Below are 19,370 nucleotides of genomic sequence, written 5' to 3'. Positions count from 1 at the left end.
ATCAGCTCCGTGCGTAATGGCGCAGCTTGTCGGGATCGAGCGTGACGCCGAGGCCGGGGCCGGCCGGCAGGTGCACCTCGAAGTCGTGGAAGCGCAGGGGCTCGGTCACGAGGTCGTCGGTGAGGATCTGCGGCCCGAAATGCTCGCAGCCCCAGGCGAGATCGCGCAGCCCTGCGAAAGCCTGCAGGTGGGCTGCGGCCCCGATCGAGCTCTCCAGCAGGCACCCGCCATAGAGCCCGATGCCGGCCGCCTCCGCCACCGCCGCGACCTTGCGCAACCCGATGAGGCCGCCATGCTTGACGAGCTTCAGCGAGACGGCATCGGCGGCGGCTCCCTGTGCCACCGCCAGCATGTCGTGGGCGGTGAAGACGCATTCGTCGGCGAGCAGCGGCGGACTATCGTCCCGGGTCCGCAGGCGGCCCATGCCGGCGATGTTCCAGGCCGGCAGCGGCTGCTCGACGAGGGCAATCTTAAGATCGCGCAGGCGCGGCAGGAAGCGCCGAGCGGTGGTCTCGTCCCAGGCCTGGTTGGCGTCGACGATCAGGGTGGCGCGGTCGGCGAGCGCGGCCGCGAGCCGGGTCAGGCGCGCGAGATCGGCTTCGGGAGCCTGGGCGCCGATCTTGATCTTGAAGGTGCGGTGCAGGCGTGCGTCGAGCTTGGCGTGGGCTTCCGCGATCTCCTGGTCGGGATCGCCGGAGGCGAGCGTCCACAGGACGGGCAGGCTGGAGCGGACCGCCCCGCCGAGGAGCGCCGCGGCCGGCAGCCCCAGCGTCTTGCCCACCGCGTCGAACAGGGCGGTCTCGATCGCCGCCTTGGCGGCGTTGTTGCGCTTGGCGGCGGCGTCGAGGACGAGGCCCGCCGTGACGAAGTGGTCGGCGCGCTGCCCGATCAGGGCCGGTGCCAGATAGGCGTCGATGGTCGCCTTGATGCCCTCGACGCTCTCCTCGCTCCAGCGCGGACCGCCCAGGGTCGCGGCCTCGCCGATTCCCTCGACACCGTTCTCGAGCCGCACCTGCACGATGACGTAGCTCTGGGCCGTGACGGAGGTCTGCGAGAGCTTGTGCTGCCGCACCGTCGGCACGTCCACGATGGTGGCGCGGATCTGCGCGACCGCGAGGTCACGGGCCGGCGAGCCGGCCGCGTGGTCGTGGATCTGGGTTTTCGCGAGCATGACAGGGCCTTGGGAAGCTGGAGGGCGCTAAGGGCGCGCGGCATCCGGTCCCGCCCTGCCCTACTGCGTGGATGGTCGAAGGCCGAGGTCGGCACGCGGGAGACGCGTCCGGGCCGGGCGACCTCGTGCGGGGTGATGGCGTGGTGCTCCTCCCCGGGGAGGAGCACCGGGCGGATCAGGCGGCCTGCGCGTGCGGCCGGATCACCACCGGGTCGGGCGCGTCGGCGATCTCGGGATTGAGCGCGAAGTCGAAGCGGATCTTCGAGAACGGCTCGTTCAGGCCCGCCGCCGCGATCGCCGCCGGGTCGGTCACCCGCTCCACCTCGACCACGAGCCCGTCCCGGGTGCCGAAGGCGAAATCGTCATAGACGTAAGGGTCGTCCGCGAGGTTGATCTGGGTCGTGAGCTGCCGGTGCTCCGGCCCCGAGACGAAGAAGTGGATATGCGCCGGGCGCTGGCCGTGACGGCCGAGCTGGTCGAGGAGCTTCTGCGTCTGGCCCTGGGGCGGGCAGCCATAGCCCTTCGGCAGGATGCTGCGGAACCGGTAGCGCCCTTGTGCATCCGTCTCGATGCGGCGGCGCAGGTTCCAGGGGCTCTGGCTCTTGTCGAACACCGAATAGTTGCCGAGGGTGTTGGCATGCCAGACATCCACCACGGCGCCCGCGAGCGGCACGCCGCCCCGGCCCGTCACCTGGCCCTCGACGATCAGCACCTCCCCGTCCTCCGGATCGTCGTCGAGGCGCGCCTCGCCCTTCGCGAGCGGCGCACCCGCGACGTAGAGCGGCCCCTCGATGGTGCGCGGCGTGCCGCCCTCGATCCCCATCGCCCGCTCCCTGGCATCGATGCACAGGTCGATGAAGTGCTCGATGCCGAGCCCCGGCATCAGCAGGCCGAACTCGTTCTTCTGACCGGTCTCGGTCAGGTAGCTCATCGCCGTCCAGAACTCGTTCGGCGTGACGTCGAACTCCTCGATGATGCGGCAGGCATCGGCCACGACGCGGCGCACGATCTGCTTGATGCGCGGGTTGCCCGCGTCGGTGTCGAGCCCTGCGACCTTGTCGAACAGAGCCTGGACCTCGGGGGAATCGGTGAGCGTGGTCGTCATCGGGCGTCTCCTCTCGTGGGTTGTTGAAGGGTGTCAGCCGAGGTCGCCGCCTGCCACGGGCAGCGTGACGCCGGTGACGTAGGAGGCCTCGTCCGAGGCCAGGAACAGGATCGCTGCCGCCTGCTCGGCCGGGGTGCCGTAGCGGCCCATCAGGCTCGACGCCTTGGTCTGGGCCACGACCTCGTCGATCCAGGCACGCTCCTGCTCGCTCGGCGCGGCGGGATTGCGCGGGATCCGCCGCGGGGGCGCCTCGGTGCCGCCGGGCGCGACCGCATTCACCCGGATGTTGTGGGCCGCATATTCCCAGGCGAGGCAGGCGGTCAGCGCGTTCACCCCGCCCTTCGCGGCCGCGTAGGGCACGCGGTTGACGCCGCGCGTCGCCACCGACGAGACGTTGACGATGCTGCCGCCCCCGCCCTCCAGCATGAGCGGCAGCGCCGCCCGGCAGCACCAGAGCGTCGGAAACAGCGAGCGCCGAATCTCGGCCTCCACCTCCTGCGGGGCGTAATGGGCGTAGGGCTTGAACCAGATCGAGCCGCCCACATTGTTGATCAGCACGTCGAGGCGCCGGAAGCGCGAGACGGCGCCGGCCATCACCTGCTCGGCGCCCTCGTAGCGTTCGAGGTCGGCCAGCTCGACGGCGACGGTCGCGCCGAGGTCGCGGGCCTCGGCGGCGGTCTCCTCCACGATCGCGGACCGGTCCGTGAGGAGGAGATCGGCGCCCTCGCGGGCGAGCCGCAGCGCCACCTCGCGGCCGATGCCCTGCGCGGCACCGGTCACCGCCACGACTTTCCCGGAAAAGCGCCCGGGTGCGATCACGCCTGCGGCCCGGCTCATGCGCCGCCCCCGACCGTGCCGCTCGCGGAGAATTTCTCGTAGTGGAAACTCGCCGGGGTGAGCCCCTGCGCGGCGAAGGACTTGCGCACCGCGTCGACCATCGCGGGCGGGCCGCACAGATAGGTGTCGACGTCGCCGCCGTTCAGATGCTCGGCCGCGAGGTGCTCGGTGACGTAGCCCTTCTTCGGATGCGCGCTCTCCGGCGAGGCCACGCAGGTGTCGAAGCTGAATCCCGGGATGCGCTCGGCGGCCGCCTCCAGCGCCTCCGTCTCGACGAGGTCGGCGTCGTGCGTCACGCCATAGACGAGGTGGATCGGGTGGGCGCTGCCGGTCTCGGCGATCCGGCTCAGCATCGACAGGAACGGCGCGAGCCCGGTGCCCCCCGCCAGCATCAGAACCGGCCGCTTGATCTCGCGCAGGTAGAAGCTTCCCGAGGGGCCGGTCAGGTCCAGGCTCACCCCGGGCTTGGCGCTATCCGCCAGGAAGCTGCTCATCAAGCCGCCGGGAATGTTGCGGATCAGGAACTGGGCCTCTGGGCTGCCGGGGATCGAGCTGAACGAGTAGGAGCGCGTCTGATCGCTGCCCGGCACCGCGACGTTGACGTATTGTCCCGGCAGGAAGCCGATCGGCTCCTCGGTCTCGACCGTGAGCCCGAAGGTCGTGTCCGAGAGGCGCCGCACCGAAGCGATCGTGCCCTTGTGCGCGGCGATTTTGGTCTTGCACAGGTCCGAGGAGGCCGCGACGGCGAGCACGAGGTCGGTCTGCGGCCGCATCTGGCAGGCGAGCGCGAAGCCCTGGGCGGCCTCCTCGTCGGTCAGCGCGTCCTCGATATAGCTGCCCGGATCGAAGCGGCCGCCTTCGCACTTGACCCGGCAGGTGCCGCAGGCGCCGTCCCGGCAATCGAGCGGGATGTTGATCCCGAGCCGGTAGGACGCGTCCGCCACCGTCTCACCCGGGCGGCAGCCGATGAAGCGGGTGACGCCGTCCTCGAAATTGAGCGCGACATTGTACATGGCTGCGCCCCCCTCAGATATGATAGATGTCGATGACATGATGGATGTAGTCGTTCTTTAGAACGACCTTCTTGTTCTTGATCAGCGGCGTCTCTCCGCTGGTGTCAAGCGTGTAGAACGATGTTCCGAAATGCGTATCTATTGTCTTGTAGCGGTAGTTGAAGGTGAGCCAGTTGAAGCGGAGCTTGCAGGAGACCTCATCCTGTTCGAGGATCTCGACATTGCTGATGTTGTGCGAGGTGCGCGGCTCCGGCAGGCTGGTGGCGCTGGAACGCTCGGTGCGGATGCGGAACACCCGGTCCTCGAGCCCGCTTCGGCTGTCGTAGTAGATCAGCGAGACCTCGCGCTGCGGATCGGTGACGAGCTCGTCGTCGTCGTCCCAGGACGGCATCCAGAATTCGGCGTCGGGCGCGTAGAGGGCGAGCCACGCGTCGAAGTCGCGGTCGTCGAGATAGCGGGCCTCGCGGTAGAGGAACTGCTGAACCTGCTCCAGGGTGAGGGTCATCGGGGTGTCTCCTCCCGGCGTGGCAGGGCGTTCGGTGCCGCTGCGGGCCCGGCCCTCCTCGCTCGTCTGTCTTGAACCTGTCTGTTGGGAATCTCCCGCCGGACCGGCCGGGCGGGAGGACCGGTGTCTCAGCCCTGCTTGGCGTCCGCGGCCGCGATGTGCCGGCGCATCGTCTCCATCCAGTAGCGGTGCTGGATGCCGAACAGGCCCTCGTCCTCGGTCTTGGCGCCGCTGAGCAGCGGCTTGAGGCCGATCGCCTTCGCGCCCTCGTCGGCGCCCGAAATCCAGTGGGTGGCGCCCCGACTGAGGTCGTTCCACCGCGCCGCCCGGCCGCGATAGCCGAGCTGGCAGGCGCGGAACTCTTCCAGGTCGTCGGGCGTGGCCATGCCGCTCGCGTTGAAGAAATCCTCGTATTGCCGGATCCGCCGCGCCCGCGCCTCGGCGCTCTCGTTCTTCGGCGCGATGCAGTAGATCGTCACCTCGGTCTTATCGACCGCGATCGGCCGGTAGGTCCGGATCTGCGACGAGAACTGGTCCATCAGATAGACGTTCGGGTAGAGGCAGAGGTTGCGCGAGCGGCTGATCATCCAGTCCGCCATCGCCTGGCCGTGCTGGGCGATCAGCTCCTCGCGGCGCTCCCAGAGCGGCCGGTCCTCCGGGTTCGACCAGGTCGTCCAGAGCAGCAGGTGGCCGTGCTCGAAGGAGTAGAAGCCGCCGCCCTGCTTGGCCCAGCCGCCCGCATCCATGGCGCGGGTCTTGTCGACCACATGCGCCTCCTTGCGGCGGCTCGTCGTCGCCGCGTAGTTCCAGTGCGTGGCGCTGACGTGGTAGCCGTCCGCGCCGTTCTCGGTCTGGAGCTTCCAGTTGCCGTCGAAGATGTAGCTCGAGGAGCCGCGCAGCACCTCCAGGCCGTCCGGCGACTGGTCGACGATCATGTCGATGATCCTGGCCGCCTCGCCCAGATGCTCGGCGAGCGGCTTCACCTCCGGGTTGAGGCTGCCGAACAGGAAGCCGCGATAGGACTCGAAGCGCGCCACCCGGGCGAGGTCGTGGGAGCCGTCGCGGTTGAAGCTCTCCGGATAGCCCGCCCCCTCCGGATCCTTGACCTTGAGGAGCTTGCCGCCGTTGCTGAAGGTCCAGCCGTGGAACGGGCAGGTGAAGGTCGCCTTGTTGCCGCGCTTGTGCCGGCAGATCATCGCGCCCCGGTGGCTGCACGCATTGACGAAAGCGTTGAGCTCGCCCTTGCGGTTGCGCGTGATGACCACCGGCTGGCGGCCCATATAGGTCGTGAAGTAGTCGTTCGGGTTCGGGATCTGGCTCTCATGCGCGAGATAGATCCAGTTCCCCTCGAAGATATGCTGCATCTCCAGTTCGAAGATGTCCGGATCCGTGAAGATGTCGCGCCGGCAGCGGTGGACGCCGGTTTCCGGGTTCTCCTCGACCGCGGTCTCGACAAGCTGATGCAGATCTTCCAGCACGGTGTCCTCCTGGCCGCGAAGCCGGCCTTGCTTGCGGGCGAAGAGGATCGGTGCGGGTCGACGCAAGGTGCGCGGCCAGCTCAAGCTCTTCGTCCATCTGTGCCAAGGAGGGCGTGGCGCTCGATCCGGCCGTTCGGGCCGCTCCTGACGAGCCTCGCTCGCTCCTGTGCGTTTCCTCTTTTTTCAGTTCTAGTCAGGACGCATACCGGCGTCCAAGACCGATGAGGAACACCATTATGCCTGGGAGGAATGATTGGAGTTTCGGCATCTTCGCTACTTCGTGGCGGTCGGCCGCGAGCAGAGCTTCACGCGAGCCGCCGAGACGCTGCATGTGGCCCAGCCCGCGCTGAGCAAGCAGATCCAGCAGCTCGAAGACGAACTCGGCATGGCTCTGATCGAGCGGGGCTCGCGCCCGGTCCGCCTGACCGAGCCGGGACGGCTGATCTTCGAGCAGGCGATCCAGATCCTGGAGCGCATCGACGACCTGCGCGAGACCGGGCGCCGCCTCCGCTTGGCGGAGCGCAACCGCTTCCGGGTCGGCTTCGTCGCCTCGACCCTCTACGGACGCCTGCCCGAGATCATCCGGGGCTACCGCCTGAAGCGGCCGGACGTCGATCTCACCCTGCTCGAATTGCTGACGCTGGAGCAGATCGCCGCCTTGAAGGAGGGACGGATCGATGTCGGCTTCGGCCGCATCGAGATCGAGGACCCGGCCATCGCCCGCGTGCTGCTGCGCAACGAGAGGCTGATCGTCGCCGTGCCCCTGGGCTGGGATTCCGGCCTGCGCGGCCCGTTGCGGCTGCGGGACCTGGCCGATTCACCGCTCATCGTCTATCCCAAGGGAGCGCGCCCGAACAACGCCGACCGCATCCTGGCGCTGTTTCGCGATCACGGCGTGCGCCCACCCGTCATTCACGAGGTGCGCGAGCTGCAGACGGCCCTGGGGCTGGTCGCCGCAGGAGTGGGGGTCTGCGTCGTGCCCGCCTCCGTCGAGCGCCTGCGCCGCGACGGCGTGGCCTACCGGCCGCTGGACGAGGAGAAGGCGCTCATTCCTGTCATCATGAGCTATCGCAAGGACGACCCCTCCCCCGAGATCGGCCTGATCCTCGACTGCGTGCACGAAGACTACGAGCGGGAAGGCATCGTGTTCGGCGTTTAGAGCGCTCTCCGCCGAAGTGGACGCCGGTTCGGCGCAAGGGAGCGCTCTAACATTTCTTATCCAAGCCGCACGATCGGTATTGTACGATTTGTCTTTGACCATGAGAATCCAGGGGGAAGAAAATGACGGCAATATTTATGATGATAAAGTATACATTTCTGTTCATCGGCAATTTGATACCCGGATTTCAGGCATTTGCACCGCTGAAGGTGATTTTTTACCGCCTATCCGGCATGAAAATTTCTCATGATGTACAAATCGTTGGCCCGATGCAGACCGATTATAGCATGACCTATGATACGTTGGGGTCGATTTCGATCGGGAGGGAAACTTACATCGCCCGCGATTTTCGTATATCCACCTACAATAGCCGTGTGTCGATTGGAGAAAGATGCCAGATTGCATCGAATGTAAGCCTGGAAACGAATACGCATGAAATCTATGAAAGGGACGGCATTCACAGAAAGCGCATCCAGAAGCCAATCACCATCCATAATGACGTATGGATTGGAGCCAATGCGCTGATCCTGCCGGGCATCACGATCGGCGAGAATGCAATCGTGGCTGGCGGCGCCGTGGTGACGAAAGATGTCCCGGCCCATGTGCTTGTCGGGGGATCGCCGGCCAGGATCATCAGGGAATTGTGATCCGCATGCTGGCCCCAGTCTTCGGCGGGATCCCGGCCGCCGGGCCCGCGCCGGCCGCGCATCGTGAAGATGACCGCGCCTTTCACCTTGGCGGTTGTGCAGGATCGGGCGGCCGCAGCTCAGCGATGTGATGCTCAAGTCATCTACGTATTCTCCCGCAAATCGCGATCGCCAAATTACGCAGGGAGTTCCATCGTAAAATCGTCTGTGAGTTGTTGCGAGATCGCATTGACTGCGGCCGCAATTCCTCCAAAACCCTGCCTCGTTAGGGAGATTCTATCCATGAGCGACGAAGCAGGCACTGTCACATTGCAATCGGAGATGAACACGATCGATCTGGTCGCCGCCATCGTCTCCGCCTACGTGTCGAATCACGTCGTGCGTCCGGCCGATCTACCGGATCTGATCGCGGCGGTAAGCCAGACGCTCGGCGGGCTTGGCAAGCCGTCGGAGCCTGCCGTCGAGGAGACGCCCAAGCTGACCCCGGCTCAGATCCGGAAGTCGATCACGCCGGATCACATCGTCAGCTTCATCGATGGCAAGCTCTACAAGTCGATGAAACGGCATCTGACCAAGAATGGGCTCACCCCTGCCGAATACCGCATGAAATTCGGCTTGCCGACCGACTACCCGATGGTGGCCCCGAGCTACGCGGCCCAGCGCTCCGAACTCGCCAAGAAACTCGGTCTCGGCCAGTTGCGGCGCGAGCGCGCCGTTCAGAATCGCCCGGAGAGCGGGGCCGCGATGAGTGCGCCGGCCGAGGCGAAGAAAGCTCCGGCCCGTTCGCGGAAGACGCCCGCGTCGTCGAAGTAGGACCGCGGCGGCCGGCAAACCCGCATCTCGCTTCCCTGCCCTGGCGTTCCTGCGGTCGCGAGCGCCTCCTGACGCGGGATCCATTGCGGCGGGGCCCGAAGGGGCTCCGCGGCGAGCGCCACCACGCGGCCGCCGCAGCCTGGAACCTCCGGAACTCGGCCAGGCTCAGTCCGATAACCGCGGGCCGGGGAGTGTCGGGATTGGACCTGACCGACATGGCAGCCGCCCCGCCTGCAGCGGCACGGCGAATTGCCTCCCGGATCGTCTCGGCATAGGATCTGATGCCCAACCCGCTCAAGGAGGCCATCATGTCGGTGGTCAAGTTCATCGAGCTGTCGGCACAATCTCCGCAAAGCTACGAGGACGCGATCAAGCAAGCGGTCGAGACCGCGTCCAACACGCTGCGCAACATTCAGTCGGTCTGGGTCAAGGAATTCGAGGCTGTCGTCGAGAACGACAAGGTGACCCAGTACCGGGTCAATGTGAAGCTCTCGTTCCTGCTCGAGGGCACAGGCGCGGCCTGAGGCGACCGCTCCGGGTGTGCCATGATCGTGCAGGCTGCCTCTGAGACGAGAATGCTGCTCGTCTGGGCCGGCGTGCTGCTCGTGTTCGGCGGCGTCCTGTTCACCGCCTTCAAGGGGAACTGGGGCGCGCGATTCCGGGCAAGGATCAGAACCGACAGCGCGGCCGGACTGAGCCCACGGGCCACTTGGCCCGGGCTGGTGATGGTCGCTGCCGGTATCGCCTGCTTCCTGGCCGCAGCCGCGCCTTCCTGATGCTAGAGCTGTTCCCGACCTGATTGCATCAGGTCGGCGGCTCTCAAGCCTTGACGTCCTGCCGACCCGGGTCGCCCGACTCGAACCCGACGGGTTCCGGGAGATCCGGGGCGGCTCGGATCAGCTCGCGCCGAAATAGGCGATCCGGGTGAACAGCGTGTAGCTTGCCTCGGAGGCCATGATCACCACGAAGATCAAGAGAGCGGTCGGCGGCACCAGGATCACGTAGATCAGGGCGAGCCGCTCCCAGGCCAGATGCATGAAGACCGCCGTGATCAGTCCCGCCTTGACGACCATGAACAGGAGGATCAGCGACCAGCGCAGGAGACCCTGCAGGTGGAAGTAGTCGACCAGGTAGGAGCAGGCGCTGAGCACGAACAGCCAGCCCCACACGACCAGATAGAGCCGGATCGAGTGGCCCTGTCCTGTTCCCTGCCCTGCGGCACCCTGCATGGCATCCTCCTACCAGAGATAGAAGAGAGCGAAGATGAAGACCCAGACGAGATCGACGAAGTGCCAGTAGAGGCCGGCGATCTCGACATTCTCGTAGCGACCGCGCTGGCTCGTGAAAAAGCCCCGCCGGCCCGTGTCGAAGTCCCCGCGCCAGACCTTGCGGGCCACGATCAGCAGAATGATCACGCCGATGGTCACATGGGTGCCGTGGAAGCCCGTGATCATGAAGAAGGCGGAGCCGAACTGGGCGGCTCCCCAGGGATTCGTCCAGGGACGCACGCCCTCGTGGATCAGCTTCGTCCATTCGAAGGCCTGCATGCCCACGAAGGTGGCGCCGAGGAGCGCGGTGACGATCATCAGGAGCGCCGTCTTGCGCCGCGCGCGGCGATAGCCGAAGGCGACCGCCATCGCCATCGTGCCGCTGCTCGAGATCAGCACGAAGGTCATGATGGCGATCAGGATCAGGGGCAGCGACGCGCCGCCGATCTCCAGGGCGAAGACCTGGCTCGAATTCGGCCAGGGCTCCGTCGTCGACATGCGCACCGTCATGTAGCCGATGAGGAAACAGCCGAACACGAAGGTGTCGCTGAGCAGGAAGATCCAGATCATCGCCTTGCGCCACGAGGCTCCGGCGAAGGCCTGCCGATCTCCCGCCCAGTCGTCCGTGAGCCGCCGCCACTGGCTCTTCGGTGCTTCGGCGGAGGGCGGCAGCGAACGCAAGGCTGTATCGGTCATGATTGGTCTCGCGGTGGTCAGGCGGGCCTGCACAGGACGTCGATCAGGCCCGACCACGGCGTCCGGAACAGGAGGCCGAACAGGACGAGCCAGATCGCCAATAGGGCGTCCCAGTAGAGAGCGCAGAGCCCGATGCTCGGGGCGACGCGCGTCGGAAGCGTCTCCCGCATGGCCCGAACGGTGACGCAGGCGAGCGCGACGAGGCCGCCCGCGAGATGCAGGCCGTGCAGCACCGTGATCAGATAGAAGAAGGAGCCGGCGGCGTCGGGCGTGCGACCGGCCCCGGCCTCCCACAGCAGCCGCCACGCGAGGCCCTGCCCTGAGAGGAAGCCGAGGGTCGCCACGCCGGCGACCAGAAGACCCGCTCGCACCTCGTTCCGCTCGCCGCGCCGGGCCGCCGATCCGGACACGTGCAGGGCAAGGCTCGCGAGACCGAGCAGGCCCGTGGTGAGCCAGACGAACCAGGGGTCGAACTGGATGCGCGGCGCGCCGGGCGGCACCCGCATCCCGTAGGCGCCGATCAGCAGCGCGAACAGCAGCCCGACCGCTGCGAGGAAGAATCCGAGCCCGACCTTGGCCGGCTCGGTCGTCGGGCCGCCTGGCGCGAACGCCAGGGCCGGTCCCGCCCCCAGCCAGGGCTTGGCGGTGAGGCGCTGCCGGGCGAGCCACCGCGCCGACACGATACCGAGCGCTGCCAGATACAGGAGCACGATGCTCATCGCGCCGCCCCCGCCAGGACCGGGCCGCGGTCCGGCTGATTCTGCGGCACGAAGTCCTGATCGGCGCCGGGCACGCTGTAATCGTAGGGCCAGCGGTACACGACGGGCAGCCTGTCGCCCCAATTGCCATGGGCCGGAGGGGTCTGGGGCGTCTGCCATTCCAGGGTGGTGGCGCGCCAGGGATTGCCGCCGGCTTCTGCCCCGTGGGTCCGGCTGCGCACGAGGTTCACCAGGAAGACGATCTGCGCCGCCCCGACCGCGAAGGCCATCAGGCTGATGAAGGCGTTGAGCGGCGACACCGACGCCGGAATGAAGTCCAGCCCCGTGATCTCGAAGTACCGCCGCGGCACGCCGAGCAGTCCGAGATAGTGCATCGGGAAGAAGATCGCGTAGGCGCCGAGGAACGTCACCCAGAAGTGCAGCCTGCCCAGCCGCTCGTCGAGCATGCGCCCGGTGACCTTCGGATACCAGTGATAGATGCCGCCGAAGATCACTAGGATCGGGGCGACCCCCATCACCATGTGGAAGTGGGCGACCACGAACATCGTATCGGAGAGCGGCACGTCGACCACGACGTTGCCGAGGAACAGGCCGGTGAGGCCGCCGTTCAGGAAGGTCACGATGAATGCGATCGCAAACAGCATCGGCACGGTCAGGTGGATGTCCCCGCGCCAGAGCGTCAGGATCCAGTTATAGACCTTGATGGCGGTCGGGATCGCGATGATGAGCGTCGTCGTCGCGAAGAAGAACCCGAAATACGGATTCATGCCGCTGACATACATGTGATGCGCCCACACCACGAAGCTGAGCGCCCCGATCGCGATGATCGCCCAGACCATCATCCTGTACCCGAAGATGTTCTTGCGGGCATGAGTGCTGATCAGGTCGGAGACGATGCCGAAGGCGGGCAGCGCGACGATGTAGACCTCTGGATGGCCGAAGAACCAGAACAGGTGCTGGAACAGGATCGGGCTGCCGCCCCCGTATGTCAGGCGCTGGCCCGCCTCCACGATGGCGGGCATGAAGAAGCTCGTCCCGAGGAGCCGGTCGAGGAGCATCATCACGGCCCCGACGAACAGGGCCGGGAAGGCGAGGAGCGCCAAGACCGTCGCGGTGAAGATCCCCCAGATGGTGAGCGGCATCCGCATCAGCGTCATGCCGGGCGCGCGGGCCTGCAGCACCGTGACGACGTAGTTCACGCCGCCCATGGTGAAGCCGATGATGAACAGGATGAGCGAGGCGAGCATCAGCACGATGCCCCATTCCTGCCCGGGCGTGCCCGAGAGGATGGCCTGCGGCGGGTAGAGGGTCCAGCCCGCCCCTGTCGGACCACCCGGTGCGAAGAAGCTCGCGATCAGGACCAGCACGGCGAGCAGGTAGACCCAGTAGCTCAGCATGTTCACGTACGGGAACACCATGTCCCGCGCGCCGAGCATGAGCGGAATCAGGTAGTTGCCGAAACCGCCGAGGAACAGCGCCGTCAGCAGGTAGACCACCATGATCATCCCGTGCATGGTGATGAACTGGTAGTACTCGGTCGGCCCGATGAACGAGAAGAGGCCGGGGAAGCCGAGCTGAAGCCGGATCAGCCACGACAGCACCAGCGCCACGAGGCCGATCGCCATGGCGGTGCATGAGTACTGGATGGCGATGATCTTGGCGTCCTGGCTGAAGACGTAGCGGGTCAGCCAGCTATGCGGATGGTAGAGGTCGGCATCGTCCAGTTCCGTCCTCGGAAATGGGCCCGCGGTCCCGAGCTGGGCATCGGCCATGGTGTCAATCCTCAGCGGTCTTCCGCCACCCGCCGAAGCAGGGCGGCGTCGCGTGTTCCGCCCGGTGAGCGGGTGGCGAACTGGGAGAAGGTCTTCTGCTGATCGAGCCAGGACCGGTACGCGGGCTCCGCGTCGACGACCACGCGGCTGCGCATGGCGTAGTGGTTGACGCCGCAGACCTCGTTGCAGAGGGCGTCGAACGCGCCCGTCCGGGTCGGCGTGAACCAGACATAGGTCACCATGCCGGGGATCATGTCCATCTTGGCCCGGAACTCCGGAACGTAGAAGTTGTGCACCACGTCGTAGGAGCGCAGCAGCGCCTTCACGGGGCGGCCGAGCGGCAGGTGCAGATCGCCGCCATCGATGATGACGTCGTCCCGGCCGGCCGGATCCTCCGGGTCGAGCCCGAGCGGGTTGTCGTCGCTGACGAAGCGGATATCGGCGGCGCCGAGGCGCCCGTCGGCGCCGGGCAGCCGGAAGCTCCAGCGCCATTGCTGGGCGACGATCTCGACCTCCGCGGCGTTGTCGGGGACCCGGACGAATTGCGCCCAGACGGCCAGGCCCGGGGCCAGCATGGCGGCCACGCCGAGCGCCGTCAGGGCGGTGAGCCAGCCTTCGAGCCGCCGGCTCTCCGGCTCGTAGGCCGCCCGCTGCCCGGGGCGGTGCCGGAAGCGGTAGAGGCAATAGGCCACGAACAGCACGATCGCGGTGAACACCACGCCCGTGATCCAGAAGGTGATGATCAACGTGGTGTCAATGTAGCCCCAGTTGGAGGCGATCGGAGTCCACCACCATGGGCTGAGAAGATGGAACGCGATCGATCCGAGAGCGATCAGAACGAGGATGACGGCCATTGTCGCCTCCCGCGCCCAGTCCGGAGAGCGGGACGCGTCGGTTTCGTCGTCAGAACACGCAACCGGACAGACCTGAGGGCCGTGCCTGATCCAGCCCGATCGGGAACGGCTCTCGCGACATCAGGGTGCGACGGCCCGACGGTAGAGGTGCCAGGTCGCGTGGCCGAGAATGGGCAGGACGAGGGCGAGCCCGACGAAGAGCGGCAGCATGCCCATGACCAGCAGGCCCGCGACGATGAGGCCCCAGGTGATCATCGTGCGCGGGTTCTCCCGCAGGAGGGCGACCGAGGTCTCGATGGCCGTTCCGGCATCGGTGCCCCGATCGATGATCAACGGGAACGAGACGGCGCTGAGGGCCAGCGCGACCAGCGAGAAGGCGGCTCCGACGAGATTCCCGAACACGATCAGCATCCAGCCCCGGGGCGTGGTCAGAACCTCCCGCGCGAAGGCGAACACCGAGTCATGGGTCTCATTGCCGTAGAGCGCCCAGTACAGCCCCATCGCGGCGACGAGCCAGGCGACGAAGATCAGCATCAGGAGGAAGCCGACCGCCACGATCGACCCGGCGGAGCGGCTCGTGAGCGGCTCGTAGGCGTGAGCCCAGGAGACATCGAGACCCTGCTCCCTCCGCCGGCTCAGCTCGTAGAGGCCGATCGCCGCGAACGGCCCGATCAGCGCGAAGCCGGAGGCCAGCGGGAACAGGACCGGGATGAGTTCATTCTCGAAGGTCACCGTCGCGATGATCACTCCCGCGATCGGGTAGATGGCGACCAGGAACAGCACGTGAGTCGGCATCGCCATGAAATCCTCGACGCCCTTTATCAGGGCAGCCTTCAGATCCCGGGCGCCGATGGGGCGCACGCTTGGACGCGCCATCACACGGTGAGAGGAGGCAGCATCAAGCATCGCCATCGCGCGTCCCTCCACACGAAAGACCTGTCTGCGACGAGCGGCCAAGCTTTAAACAGCAGCAGCCCAATCGCTAAGCTCTCGAGCACGGCAGAGCGAACCATATCAAATTACATCCAGCCTGTCGCGCCATTTTCGCTTACGACATCGATCGCGTATGCCGGTCCGGCGCGGCGGCCATCAAGGCCGTCGCCGCACAACCGTCGGCATGGCGGAGATCGCCGCGCAAACTCCGGATCGGCGTCGGGTTCGCGCACCGGGCGCTGTCCGCAATGGAGACGCCACCCCTGCCGTACCCGTGTCGATTTGGGTCGACCGAGCCGGAAGCCGAGTTGGTTAGTCCAGAATTGCAACGCCGGCGGCCAGCACAGCACTTGCTGCACCCTGTCCATCGCGGTGCGATCCTGCCATATTTCGGGCAGGAATGTGGCGGCGGTCGAAGGCGCAAACGATGCACTCGCCTCCTGGAGACCATCTGGCTGTTCTGCGCACCGCCGAGGAGATCGCGGCCTTGCGAGCAAGGGCGATCGCGGATGCCAATCAGTTGCGGGCTCTGGCTTTCGTCGCGCTGCGGGACGGCATGCCGATGGCGGAACTTCGGTCCAGCAACGCGCGATCGGCGGCCCGCAGCATTCTCAAGTCCGTGAGGCAGCTTTCGCGCGATCGGATCGCGACGTCTGCCGGCAGGACACCGCCCGCTCACCAGGCCCAGGCTTCCGAAGGTGCGCCGCAGGACGCGCTCGAGCCCGCCTAATCCGGCCGCCAGGAGCTCGAACTCCGATAGCGCTTCGATCACGGCGTCGATCCGCGACTGTGGTTTGAGTTCGGGAACTGCCCTGCAGGCGATCTGCTCCGCCGCGAGCTCATCGCGCGCCCATGACAGCCCATGACAGCAGGATGATGCGCTTCTCGTCGTCGGTGAACCACGGATGTCAGACGACCTCGCACGGATCGCGGAGGACGCTCACCGGATGGATGAGCGCCTCCAGGAACGACGGTTCGGAGACACCCGGGCTGTCTCCGCCGCGGAGGACGTCCGGGCGATCTCACGCTGCGTTTCGGCTTGCATCTGCTCCATGGTCTCGCTCCCTCGTCCCAGCCAAGGGAACGCCCCCGGCGGGCGGCGTGGCACGCGGGGGCGAGTCTGCATCCATGCTATGCGTTGCTCTTGCCGTTGATGGCGATGCGCTTGGCGCGCTCCTGCGCCTTGGCCGACTTCGGCAGGGTGACGGTGAGGACGCCGTTCTTGAACGACGCCTGCGCCCTGTCCTCCTCCACGCCGTAGGGCAGCGGGATCACGCGCTCGAAGCGGCCGTAGGTGCGCTCACTGAAGCCGCGCTCCTTGTCCTCCGTCTCGGCCTTCTTCTCGCCGCGGATGGTCAGGACATCATCGTCCACCAGGATCTCGACATCCTTGTCCTCCAGGCCCGGCAGCTCGGCCGAGACGCGGACCTCCCTGTCCGATGCGCTCACCTCGATGCTCGGCCAGGACGGCCCAAGCAAGGACGGCATGCCCGTCTCGAAGCGGCTGAACACATCATCGAACAGCCGATTCATCTCACGGTGCAGCGTCAGGAACGGGCTCACCTCGGAGCCGGTTGCGCTGCTCGGGACCGAATTGCGGCTGCGTCCCCAGGGAATCAGATTTCTCATAGCCATATCCTCCATTGAGCAACATGGGTATGAGAGCGCTGGACACTTGCCAGCGCCCATGGCGCCAAGCACTCTAGCCTTGGCGATGTTAAAGATGGTGGCGCCTCTCTCTGTGTCAAGGGCGCGAAGCGGGTGAAACGATCGATCTGCCGCTCATGAGATCCGCGGGACATCGGACCATCCCCGTCCGGATAGCGGCCGTGGCGGCGCGGTCGGGCAGAGCCCCGCAAGCGATACCCTGCGCTCGGGCCGGTTGAACCCCGTGCCGCCCTTCCCACATCGCATCCCGTCACCCTTCACGATGATGGAGGACCGTCTTGGCGGACACGCTGACATTGTCGGAGGCCAGGGCGCTCGCCGGGCCCGTGGATGACCTGACCCTGGCCGAGATCCTGAAGTTGGGCGCGACGCGCGCCGAACTCGCGGAGGCGCGGGCCTGGATCGAGAACGATGAGGCCATGCTGAACGAAGGGCGGCCGATCCCGTCTGGGCGTGCGGCACGGATCGTCGAGTTGTTGAGGGCGGCCGACGAGGAGGCTTTCACGCCACCTGAGCCGTGAAGCCTCGGGCCCGACGCGGCTCCGTGCAGGCTGCGGGCCTCGGCGCCGTGGCTGCGCGAAGCGGTGGAACCGCTCCTCGCTCTCGCGCAGCGCGTCTTCCGCCCGCTTCCGGTCGTCCACGTCCTGGACCACCACGAGGGCCTGCGGATCGCCGTCGTGCACCGGGATGCCGCCGACGCGCGTTCAGCACTCGCGGCCGTCGTCGGCCCGGTGCAGGAAACTCATGGTATGGACGACCTCGCCCCTGACCGCCCGTGCGAGGGGATACTCCTCAGGGCTCAGGATGCGACCAGCTGCCGATCCGCCGATGGCGCCGGCCTCGGAACGGTCCGCCATCCGGTGGTGTCGGCCGACGAGCTTGTCCGGGAATGGGAGCAGGTCGTCCTTCTCTCACGCAGGCTGAACGGAGCGGGACAGGGCGCCGCTCATGGGGTGAGCCGCGACCCATCCCGATCAGCAGGCACGCCTGATCGCTCAGCGGTGAGCGTACAGATAGGCGGCGACGTCCCGGGCCTGCGCCTCCGAGATCCCGGTGACCGGCATCGCGGTCCGAGGGGCGAAAGCCTTCGGGTTGACGATCCATCGCACCAGGTTCTCGGGCGTGTTGGCCGCGACGCCGCCAATGTAGACGCGCTCGGCCAAGGTGCGCAGCGGTGGCCCGACCCGCCCTCTGGGACCCGCGAGATCCGGGATCTCGTGGCAGCCGGCGCAGCCATAGGCGATCATCAGATCAGGCGCCCGGTCGGGGTCGCCTCCCGTCAGGGTCCTGGCCAGTCGGACCTGCTGCTGATGGCGCTCGATCCGATGCACGGCAATGCCCCCCGCAACCGCGAGCACCGCCACCGCGGCGAAGAAGGCGATCCATCTACGTCGCATGGGCCTGCCCCGATGCTGGCCCCGAGCGCCGGATCCAGAGACCCGCCAGCGCCAGAGCGGCGACCGCATAGACCAGCCCGGCCGGCACCCACATGACGAGGCCGGCGAGCTGCTGGTCCTCCAGCGGCGTCAGGCCCCACTCGGCCGCCGCCGCGACCTGACGCGGGTACCAGAGCCGAGGTGACATCGTCAGCAGCACCCCGAGCAGGCCCGTATGGAGGCTCGTCAGGAACAGGTAGAGGAACGAGGCGCCGTAGCCGCGGATCCGGGCAGGCCCTCGCAGCAGGGCCCACCAGAACAGGAGCGCCGAGAGCAGGAAGCTGAGATGCTGGAGCCAGTGGGCAAAGGCGTTCACCAGCACGAGATCGTAGAGGCCCGGCATGTGCCAGGCCCAGAGCGCGAGCGCGTGGAGCAGCGTCGCCGGCAGCGGCGCACTGACGGCGCGCCACATGCCGCCGAGGATGGGCAGGCGGGCGATCCCGCCGGCGGGCGCACGCCAGCGCACCGGCAGGGCCCACAGCATCGTGCTTCCCGGACGGGCGAGCACGAGGAGCGGGGCCGCGACGGCCATCAGCAGCTCGTGCTCGATCATATGCGCCGTGAACAGACGCTCGCCGAGCCAGTGCAGGGGGGAGAGCAGCGCCAGGGCGAGAACGGTCCAGCCGCTCCAGAAACAGACGACCTGCCAGCGGCGCACCCCGCGGCCATGGCCGGCCCGCCGCCACAGGCGCAGCGTCCCGACGAGGAACAGGACGGCGCTGAGGTAGAGCGGGATGACGACCCTCGGGTCGCTCGTCCAGGCCGGTCCGGTCAGCCAGAGCTCCCCGAGATCACCGCCATGGGCCGAGGCGTCGGCCGGCAGGAGGGGGATTGCGGCGAGCAGGGAGACGCCTGCCGCACTGGGAGGCGCCCGTTTCCTGCCCAGTGCCCCGCATCGGCTCATCGCTCGCACCCGTCGAGGACCAGTCCGGCCGCTCCCTGCGCCGCGATGACGAGGGCGAACAGGAGAGCGATCAACACGCCCATCGCCGCAACCAGACGGTGGGGGCGACCGCCCTCGGGAGCGTCGAGGGATGCGGCGCGCGAACCGTCCGGCGCGGGCACGGTGGTCTCGTCGGCCTCCGGCGGCCGGAGATAGGCCCGCCCCGAGAGGAAACCTCCCCACAGGCTCAGGACGACCAGCACTGCCGCGAGGACTGGGATGGCGGGCAGCCTTTGCGCACAGACCCAGGGGACGAGCGCGTAGTTCGCCTGCGTGCTCACCAGCCAAGCCACCGGGCCGGCGAAGAGACCGGCCGACGGCAACCCCTTGGTCAACCAGTTCCGCATCGCAGC

General features: G+C 67.2%; 23 protein-coding genes. 7 read left to right on the top strand and 16 right to left on the bottom strand.

What is annotated here, in order from left to right; all coding sequences use genetic code 11:
- Position 1 precedes the first annotated feature (1 nt).
- From MNOD_RS11410 to benA, 6 genes are all read right to left on the bottom strand, one after another.
- On the bottom strand, positions 2–1,171 hold the full coding sequence (locus MNOD_RS11410) for a muconate/chloromuconate family cycloisomerase (protein WP_015929028.1): 1,170 nt from the start codon (positions 1,169–1,171) through the stop codon (positions 2–4).
- Positions 1,172–1,346: 175 nt separating this feature from the next.
- Positions 1,347–2,276, bottom strand: a complete 930-nt coding sequence (gene catA, locus MNOD_RS11405; protein ID WP_015929027.1) for a catechol 1,2-dioxygenase — start codon at positions 2,274–2,276, stop codon at positions 1,347–1,349.
- 33 nt (positions 2,277–2,309) lie between these two features.
- A complete protein-coding gene (locus MNOD_RS11400; RefSeq protein ID WP_015929026.1) occupies positions 2,310–3,113 on the bottom strand; it encodes a 1,6-dihydroxycyclohexa-2,4-diene-1-carboxylate dehydrogenase in 804 nt (267 codons plus the stop codon).
- Positions 3,110–4,126, bottom strand: coding sequence for a benzoate 1,2-dioxygenase electron transfer component BenC (gene benC / locus MNOD_RS11395; protein WP_015929025.1), 1,017 nt, complete (start codon positions 4,124–4,126; stop codon positions 3,110–3,112). The genes MNOD_RS11400 and benC overlap by 4 nt, the downstream gene beginning before the upstream one ends.
- Before the next feature lie 13 nt (positions 4,127–4,139).
- Positions 4,140–4,631, bottom strand: coding sequence for a benzoate 1,2-dioxygenase small subunit (gene benB, locus MNOD_RS11390; RefSeq protein ID WP_015929024.1), 492 nt, complete (start codon positions 4,629–4,631; stop codon positions 4,140–4,142).
- 128 nt (positions 4,632–4,759) lie between these two features.
- On the bottom strand, positions 4,760–6,109 hold the full coding sequence (gene benA / locus MNOD_RS11385; protein ID WP_015929023.1) for a benzoate 1,2-dioxygenase large subunit: 1,350 nt from the start codon (positions 6,107–6,109) through the stop codon (positions 4,760–4,762).
- A 253-nt stretch (positions 6,110–6,362) separates the two neighbouring features.
- Between benA and MNOD_RS11380 the strand changes: the two genes are divergently transcribed.
- The 5 genes from MNOD_RS11380 (at position 6,363) to MNOD_RS11360 (ending at position 9,504) form a co-directional block, all read left to right on the top strand.
- The gene (locus MNOD_RS11380) at positions 6,363–7,268 is read left to right on the top strand and encodes a LysR family transcriptional regulator (protein ID WP_015929022.1); all 906 of its coding nucleotides are present in this window, start codon (positions 6,363–6,365) and stop codon (positions 7,266–7,268) included.
- 122 nt (positions 7,269–7,390) lie between these two features.
- On the top strand, positions 7,391–7,915 hold the full coding sequence (locus MNOD_RS41325) for an acyltransferase (RefSeq protein ID WP_015929021.1): 525 nt from the start codon (positions 7,391–7,393) through the stop codon (positions 7,913–7,915).
- Positions 7,916–8,197: 282 nt separating this feature from the next.
- On the top strand, positions 8,198–8,728 hold the full coding sequence (locus tag MNOD_RS11370; protein WP_015929020.1) for a Ros/MucR family transcriptional regulator: 531 nt from the start codon (positions 8,198–8,200) through the stop codon (positions 8,726–8,728).
- A 281-nt stretch (positions 8,729–9,009) separates the two neighbouring features.
- Positions 9,010–9,252 carry a dodecin family protein gene (locus tag MNOD_RS11365; protein WP_244424708.1) on the top strand — a complete coding sequence of 81 codons (243 nt, stop codon included), beginning with the start codon at positions 9,010–9,012 and terminating at the stop codon, positions 9,250–9,252.
- A gap of 51 nt (positions 9,253–9,303) precedes the next feature.
- Positions 9,304–9,504: a hypothetical protein gene (locus MNOD_RS11360; protein WP_015929018.1), complete on the top strand. Its 201-nt coding sequence runs from the start codon at positions 9,304–9,306 to the stop codon at positions 9,502–9,504.
- A gap of 120 nt (positions 9,505–9,624) precedes the next feature.
- Here MNOD_RS11360 and MNOD_RS11355 read toward each other — a convergent pair whose 3' ends face one another.
- The 6 genes from MNOD_RS11355 to MNOD_RS11330 all read right to left on the bottom strand — a co-directional run bounded on the left by MNOD_RS11355 (position 9,625) and on the right by MNOD_RS11330 (position 14,949).
- Positions 9,625–9,957: a cytochrome C oxidase subunit IV family protein gene (locus MNOD_RS11355; RefSeq protein ID WP_015929017.1), complete on the bottom strand. Its 333-nt coding sequence runs from the start codon at positions 9,955–9,957 to the stop codon at positions 9,625–9,627.
- A 9-nt stretch (positions 9,958–9,966) separates the two neighbouring features.
- On the bottom strand, positions 9,967–10,692 hold the full coding sequence (locus tag MNOD_RS11350; RefSeq protein ID WP_015929016.1) for a heme-copper oxidase subunit III family protein: 726 nt from the start codon (positions 10,690–10,692) through the stop codon (positions 9,967–9,969).
- Positions 10,693–10,709: 17 nt separating this feature from the next.
- The gene (locus MNOD_RS11345; protein ID WP_015929015.1) at positions 10,710–11,411 is read right to left on the bottom strand and encodes a cytochrome c oxidase subunit 3; all 702 of its coding nucleotides are present in this window, start codon (positions 11,409–11,411) and stop codon (positions 10,710–10,712) included.
- The gene (ctaD, locus tag MNOD_RS11340) at positions 11,408–13,183 is read right to left on the bottom strand and encodes a cytochrome c oxidase subunit I (protein WP_015929014.1); all 1,776 of its coding nucleotides are present in this window, start codon (positions 13,181–13,183) and stop codon (positions 11,408–11,410) included. The genes MNOD_RS11345 and ctaD overlap by 4 nt, the downstream gene beginning before the upstream one ends.
- Positions 13,184–13,194: 11 nt before the next feature.
- Positions 13,195–14,037, bottom strand: coding sequence for a cytochrome c oxidase subunit II (locus MNOD_RS11335; RefSeq protein ID WP_015929013.1), 843 nt, complete (start codon positions 14,035–14,037; stop codon positions 13,195–13,197).
- A 120-nt stretch (positions 14,038–14,157) separates the two neighbouring features.
- On the bottom strand, positions 14,158–14,949 hold the full coding sequence (locus MNOD_RS11330; protein WP_015929012.1) for a DUF2189 domain-containing protein: 792 nt from the start codon (positions 14,947–14,949) through the stop codon (positions 14,158–14,160).
- Positions 14,950–15,397: 448 nt separating this feature from the next.
- Here MNOD_RS11330 and MNOD_RS11325 point away from each other — a divergent pair, with 448 nt between their 5' ends.
- A complete protein-coding gene (locus MNOD_RS11325; RefSeq protein ID WP_050783308.1) occupies positions 15,398–15,700 on the top strand; it encodes a hypothetical protein in 303 nt (100 codons plus the stop codon).
- Between the two features lie 401 nt (positions 15,701–16,101).
- On the opposite strand, the gene MNOD_RS11320 is transcribed toward MNOD_RS11325, so the two are convergent.
- Positions 16,102–16,605, bottom strand: a complete 504-nt coding sequence (locus MNOD_RS11320; RefSeq protein WP_043748525.1) for an Hsp20/alpha crystallin family protein — start codon at positions 16,603–16,605, stop codon at positions 16,102–16,104.
- A 311-nt stretch (positions 16,606–16,916) separates the two neighbouring features.
- Between MNOD_RS11320 and MNOD_RS11315 the strand changes: the two genes are divergently transcribed.
- On the top strand, positions 16,917–17,159 hold the full coding sequence (locus tag MNOD_RS11315) for a hypothetical protein (protein WP_015929009.1): 243 nt from the start codon (positions 16,917–16,919) through the stop codon (positions 17,157–17,159).
- A 474-nt stretch (positions 17,160–17,633) separates the two neighbouring features.
- On the opposite strand, the gene MNOD_RS11310 is transcribed toward MNOD_RS11315, so the two are convergent.
- From MNOD_RS11310 to MNOD_RS11300, 3 genes are read right to left on the bottom strand one after another with little or no spacing between them, the layout of a single operon-like run.
- Positions 17,634–18,035 carry a c-type cytochrome gene (locus tag MNOD_RS11310; protein WP_015929007.1) on the bottom strand — a complete coding sequence of 134 codons (402 nt, stop codon included), beginning with the start codon at positions 18,033–18,035 and terminating at the stop codon, positions 17,634–17,636.
- Positions 18,025–18,978 (bottom strand): cytochrome c oxidase assembly protein, encoded by a 954-nt coding sequence (locus tag MNOD_RS11305; RefSeq protein ID WP_015929006.1) that lies wholly within the window; start codon positions 18,976–18,978, stop codon positions 18,025–18,027. Before MNOD_RS11305 ends, MNOD_RS11310 begins: the two co-directional genes overlap by 11 nt.
- The gene (locus MNOD_RS11300; protein ID WP_015929005.1) at positions 18,975–19,364 is read right to left on the bottom strand and encodes a hypothetical protein; all 390 of its coding nucleotides are present in this window, start codon (positions 19,362–19,364) and stop codon (positions 18,975–18,977) included. The genes MNOD_RS11305 and MNOD_RS11300 overlap by 4 nt, the downstream gene beginning before the upstream one ends.
- Between the last annotated feature and the right edge of the window lie 6 nt (positions 19,365–19,370).

Source organism: Methylobacterium nodulans ORS 2060 (assembly GCF_000022085.1).
Taxonomy (GTDB): Bacteria; Pseudomonadota; Alphaproteobacteria; order Rhizobiales; family Beijerinckiaceae; genus Methylobacterium; species Methylobacterium nodulans.
Note: the sequence above shows the minus strand (reverse complement) of the source record. Positions and strands in the feature narration are given on the sequence as shown.

Coding starts and splice junctions, on each gene's coding strand:
- MNOD_RS11350 (WP_015929016.1), bottom strand. CDS start 10,692: ATGACCGATACAGCCTTGCGTTCGCTGCCGCCCTCCGCCGAAGCACCG.
- MNOD_RS11305 (WP_015929006.1), bottom strand. CDS start 18,978: ATGAGCCGATGCGGGGCACTGGGCAGGAAACGGGCGCCTCCCAGTGCG.
- benB (WP_015929024.1), bottom strand. CDS start 4,631: ATGACCCTCACCCTGGAGCAGGTTCAGCAGTTCCTCTACCGCGAGGCC.
- ctaD (WP_015929014.1), bottom strand. CDS start 13,183: ATGGCCGATGCCCAGCTCGGGACCGCGGGCCCATTTCCGAGGACGGAA.
- MNOD_RS41325 (WP_015929021.1), top strand. CDS start 7,391: ATGACGGCAATATTTATGATGATAAAGTATACATTTCTGTTCATCGGC.
- MNOD_RS11320 (WP_043748525.1), bottom strand. CDS start 16,605: ATGGCTATGAGAAATCTGATTCCCTGGGGACGCAGCCGCAATTCGGTC.
- MNOD_RS11335 (WP_015929013.1), bottom strand. CDS start 14,037: ATGGCCGTCATCCTCGTTCTGATCGCTCTCGGATCGATCGCGTTCCAT.
- MNOD_RS11300 (WP_015929005.1), bottom strand. CDS start 19,364: ATGCGGAACTGGTTGACCAAGGGGTTGCCGTCGGCCGGTCTCTTCGCC.
- MNOD_RS11330 (WP_015929012.1), bottom strand. CDS start 14,949: ATGGCGATGCTTGATGCTGCCTCCTCTCACCGTGTGATGGCGCGTCCA.
- MNOD_RS11370 (WP_015929020.1), top strand. CDS start 8,198: ATGAGCGACGAAGCAGGCACTGTCACATTGCAATCGGAGATGAACACG.
- MNOD_RS11360 (WP_015929018.1), top strand. CDS start 9,304: ATGCTGCTCGTCTGGGCCGGCGTGCTGCTCGTGTTCGGCGGCGTCCTG.
- MNOD_RS11345 (WP_015929015.1), bottom strand. CDS start 11,411: ATGAGCATCGTGCTCCTGTATCTGGCAGCGCTCGGTATCGTGTCGGCG.
- MNOD_RS11325 (WP_050783308.1), top strand. CDS start 15,398: ATGCACTCGCCTCCTGGAGACCATCTGGCTGTTCTGCGCACCGCCGAG.
- catA (WP_015929027.1), bottom strand. CDS start 2,276: ATGACGACCACGCTCACCGATTCCCCCGAGGTCCAGGCTCTGTTCGAC.
- MNOD_RS11310 (WP_015929007.1), bottom strand. CDS start 18,035: ATGCGACGTAGATGGATCGCCTTCTTCGCCGCGGTGGCGGTGCTCGCG.
- MNOD_RS11400 (WP_015929026.1), bottom strand. CDS start 3,113: ATGAGCCGGGCCGCAGGCGTGATCGCACCCGGGCGCTTTTCCGGGAAA.
- MNOD_RS11410 (WP_015929028.1), bottom strand. CDS start 1,171: ATGCTCGCGAAAACCCAGATCCACGACCACGCGGCCGGCTCGCCGGCC.
- MNOD_RS11355 (WP_015929017.1), bottom strand. CDS start 9,957: ATGCAGGGTGCCGCAGGGCAGGGAACAGGACAGGGCCACTCGATCCGG.
- benC (WP_015929025.1), bottom strand. CDS start 4,126: ATGTACAATGTCGCGCTCAATTTCGAGGACGGCGTCACCCGCTTCATC.
- MNOD_RS11365 (WP_244424708.1), top strand. CDS start 9,010: ATGCCCAACCCGCTCAAGGAGGCCATCATGTCGGTGGTCAAGTTCATC.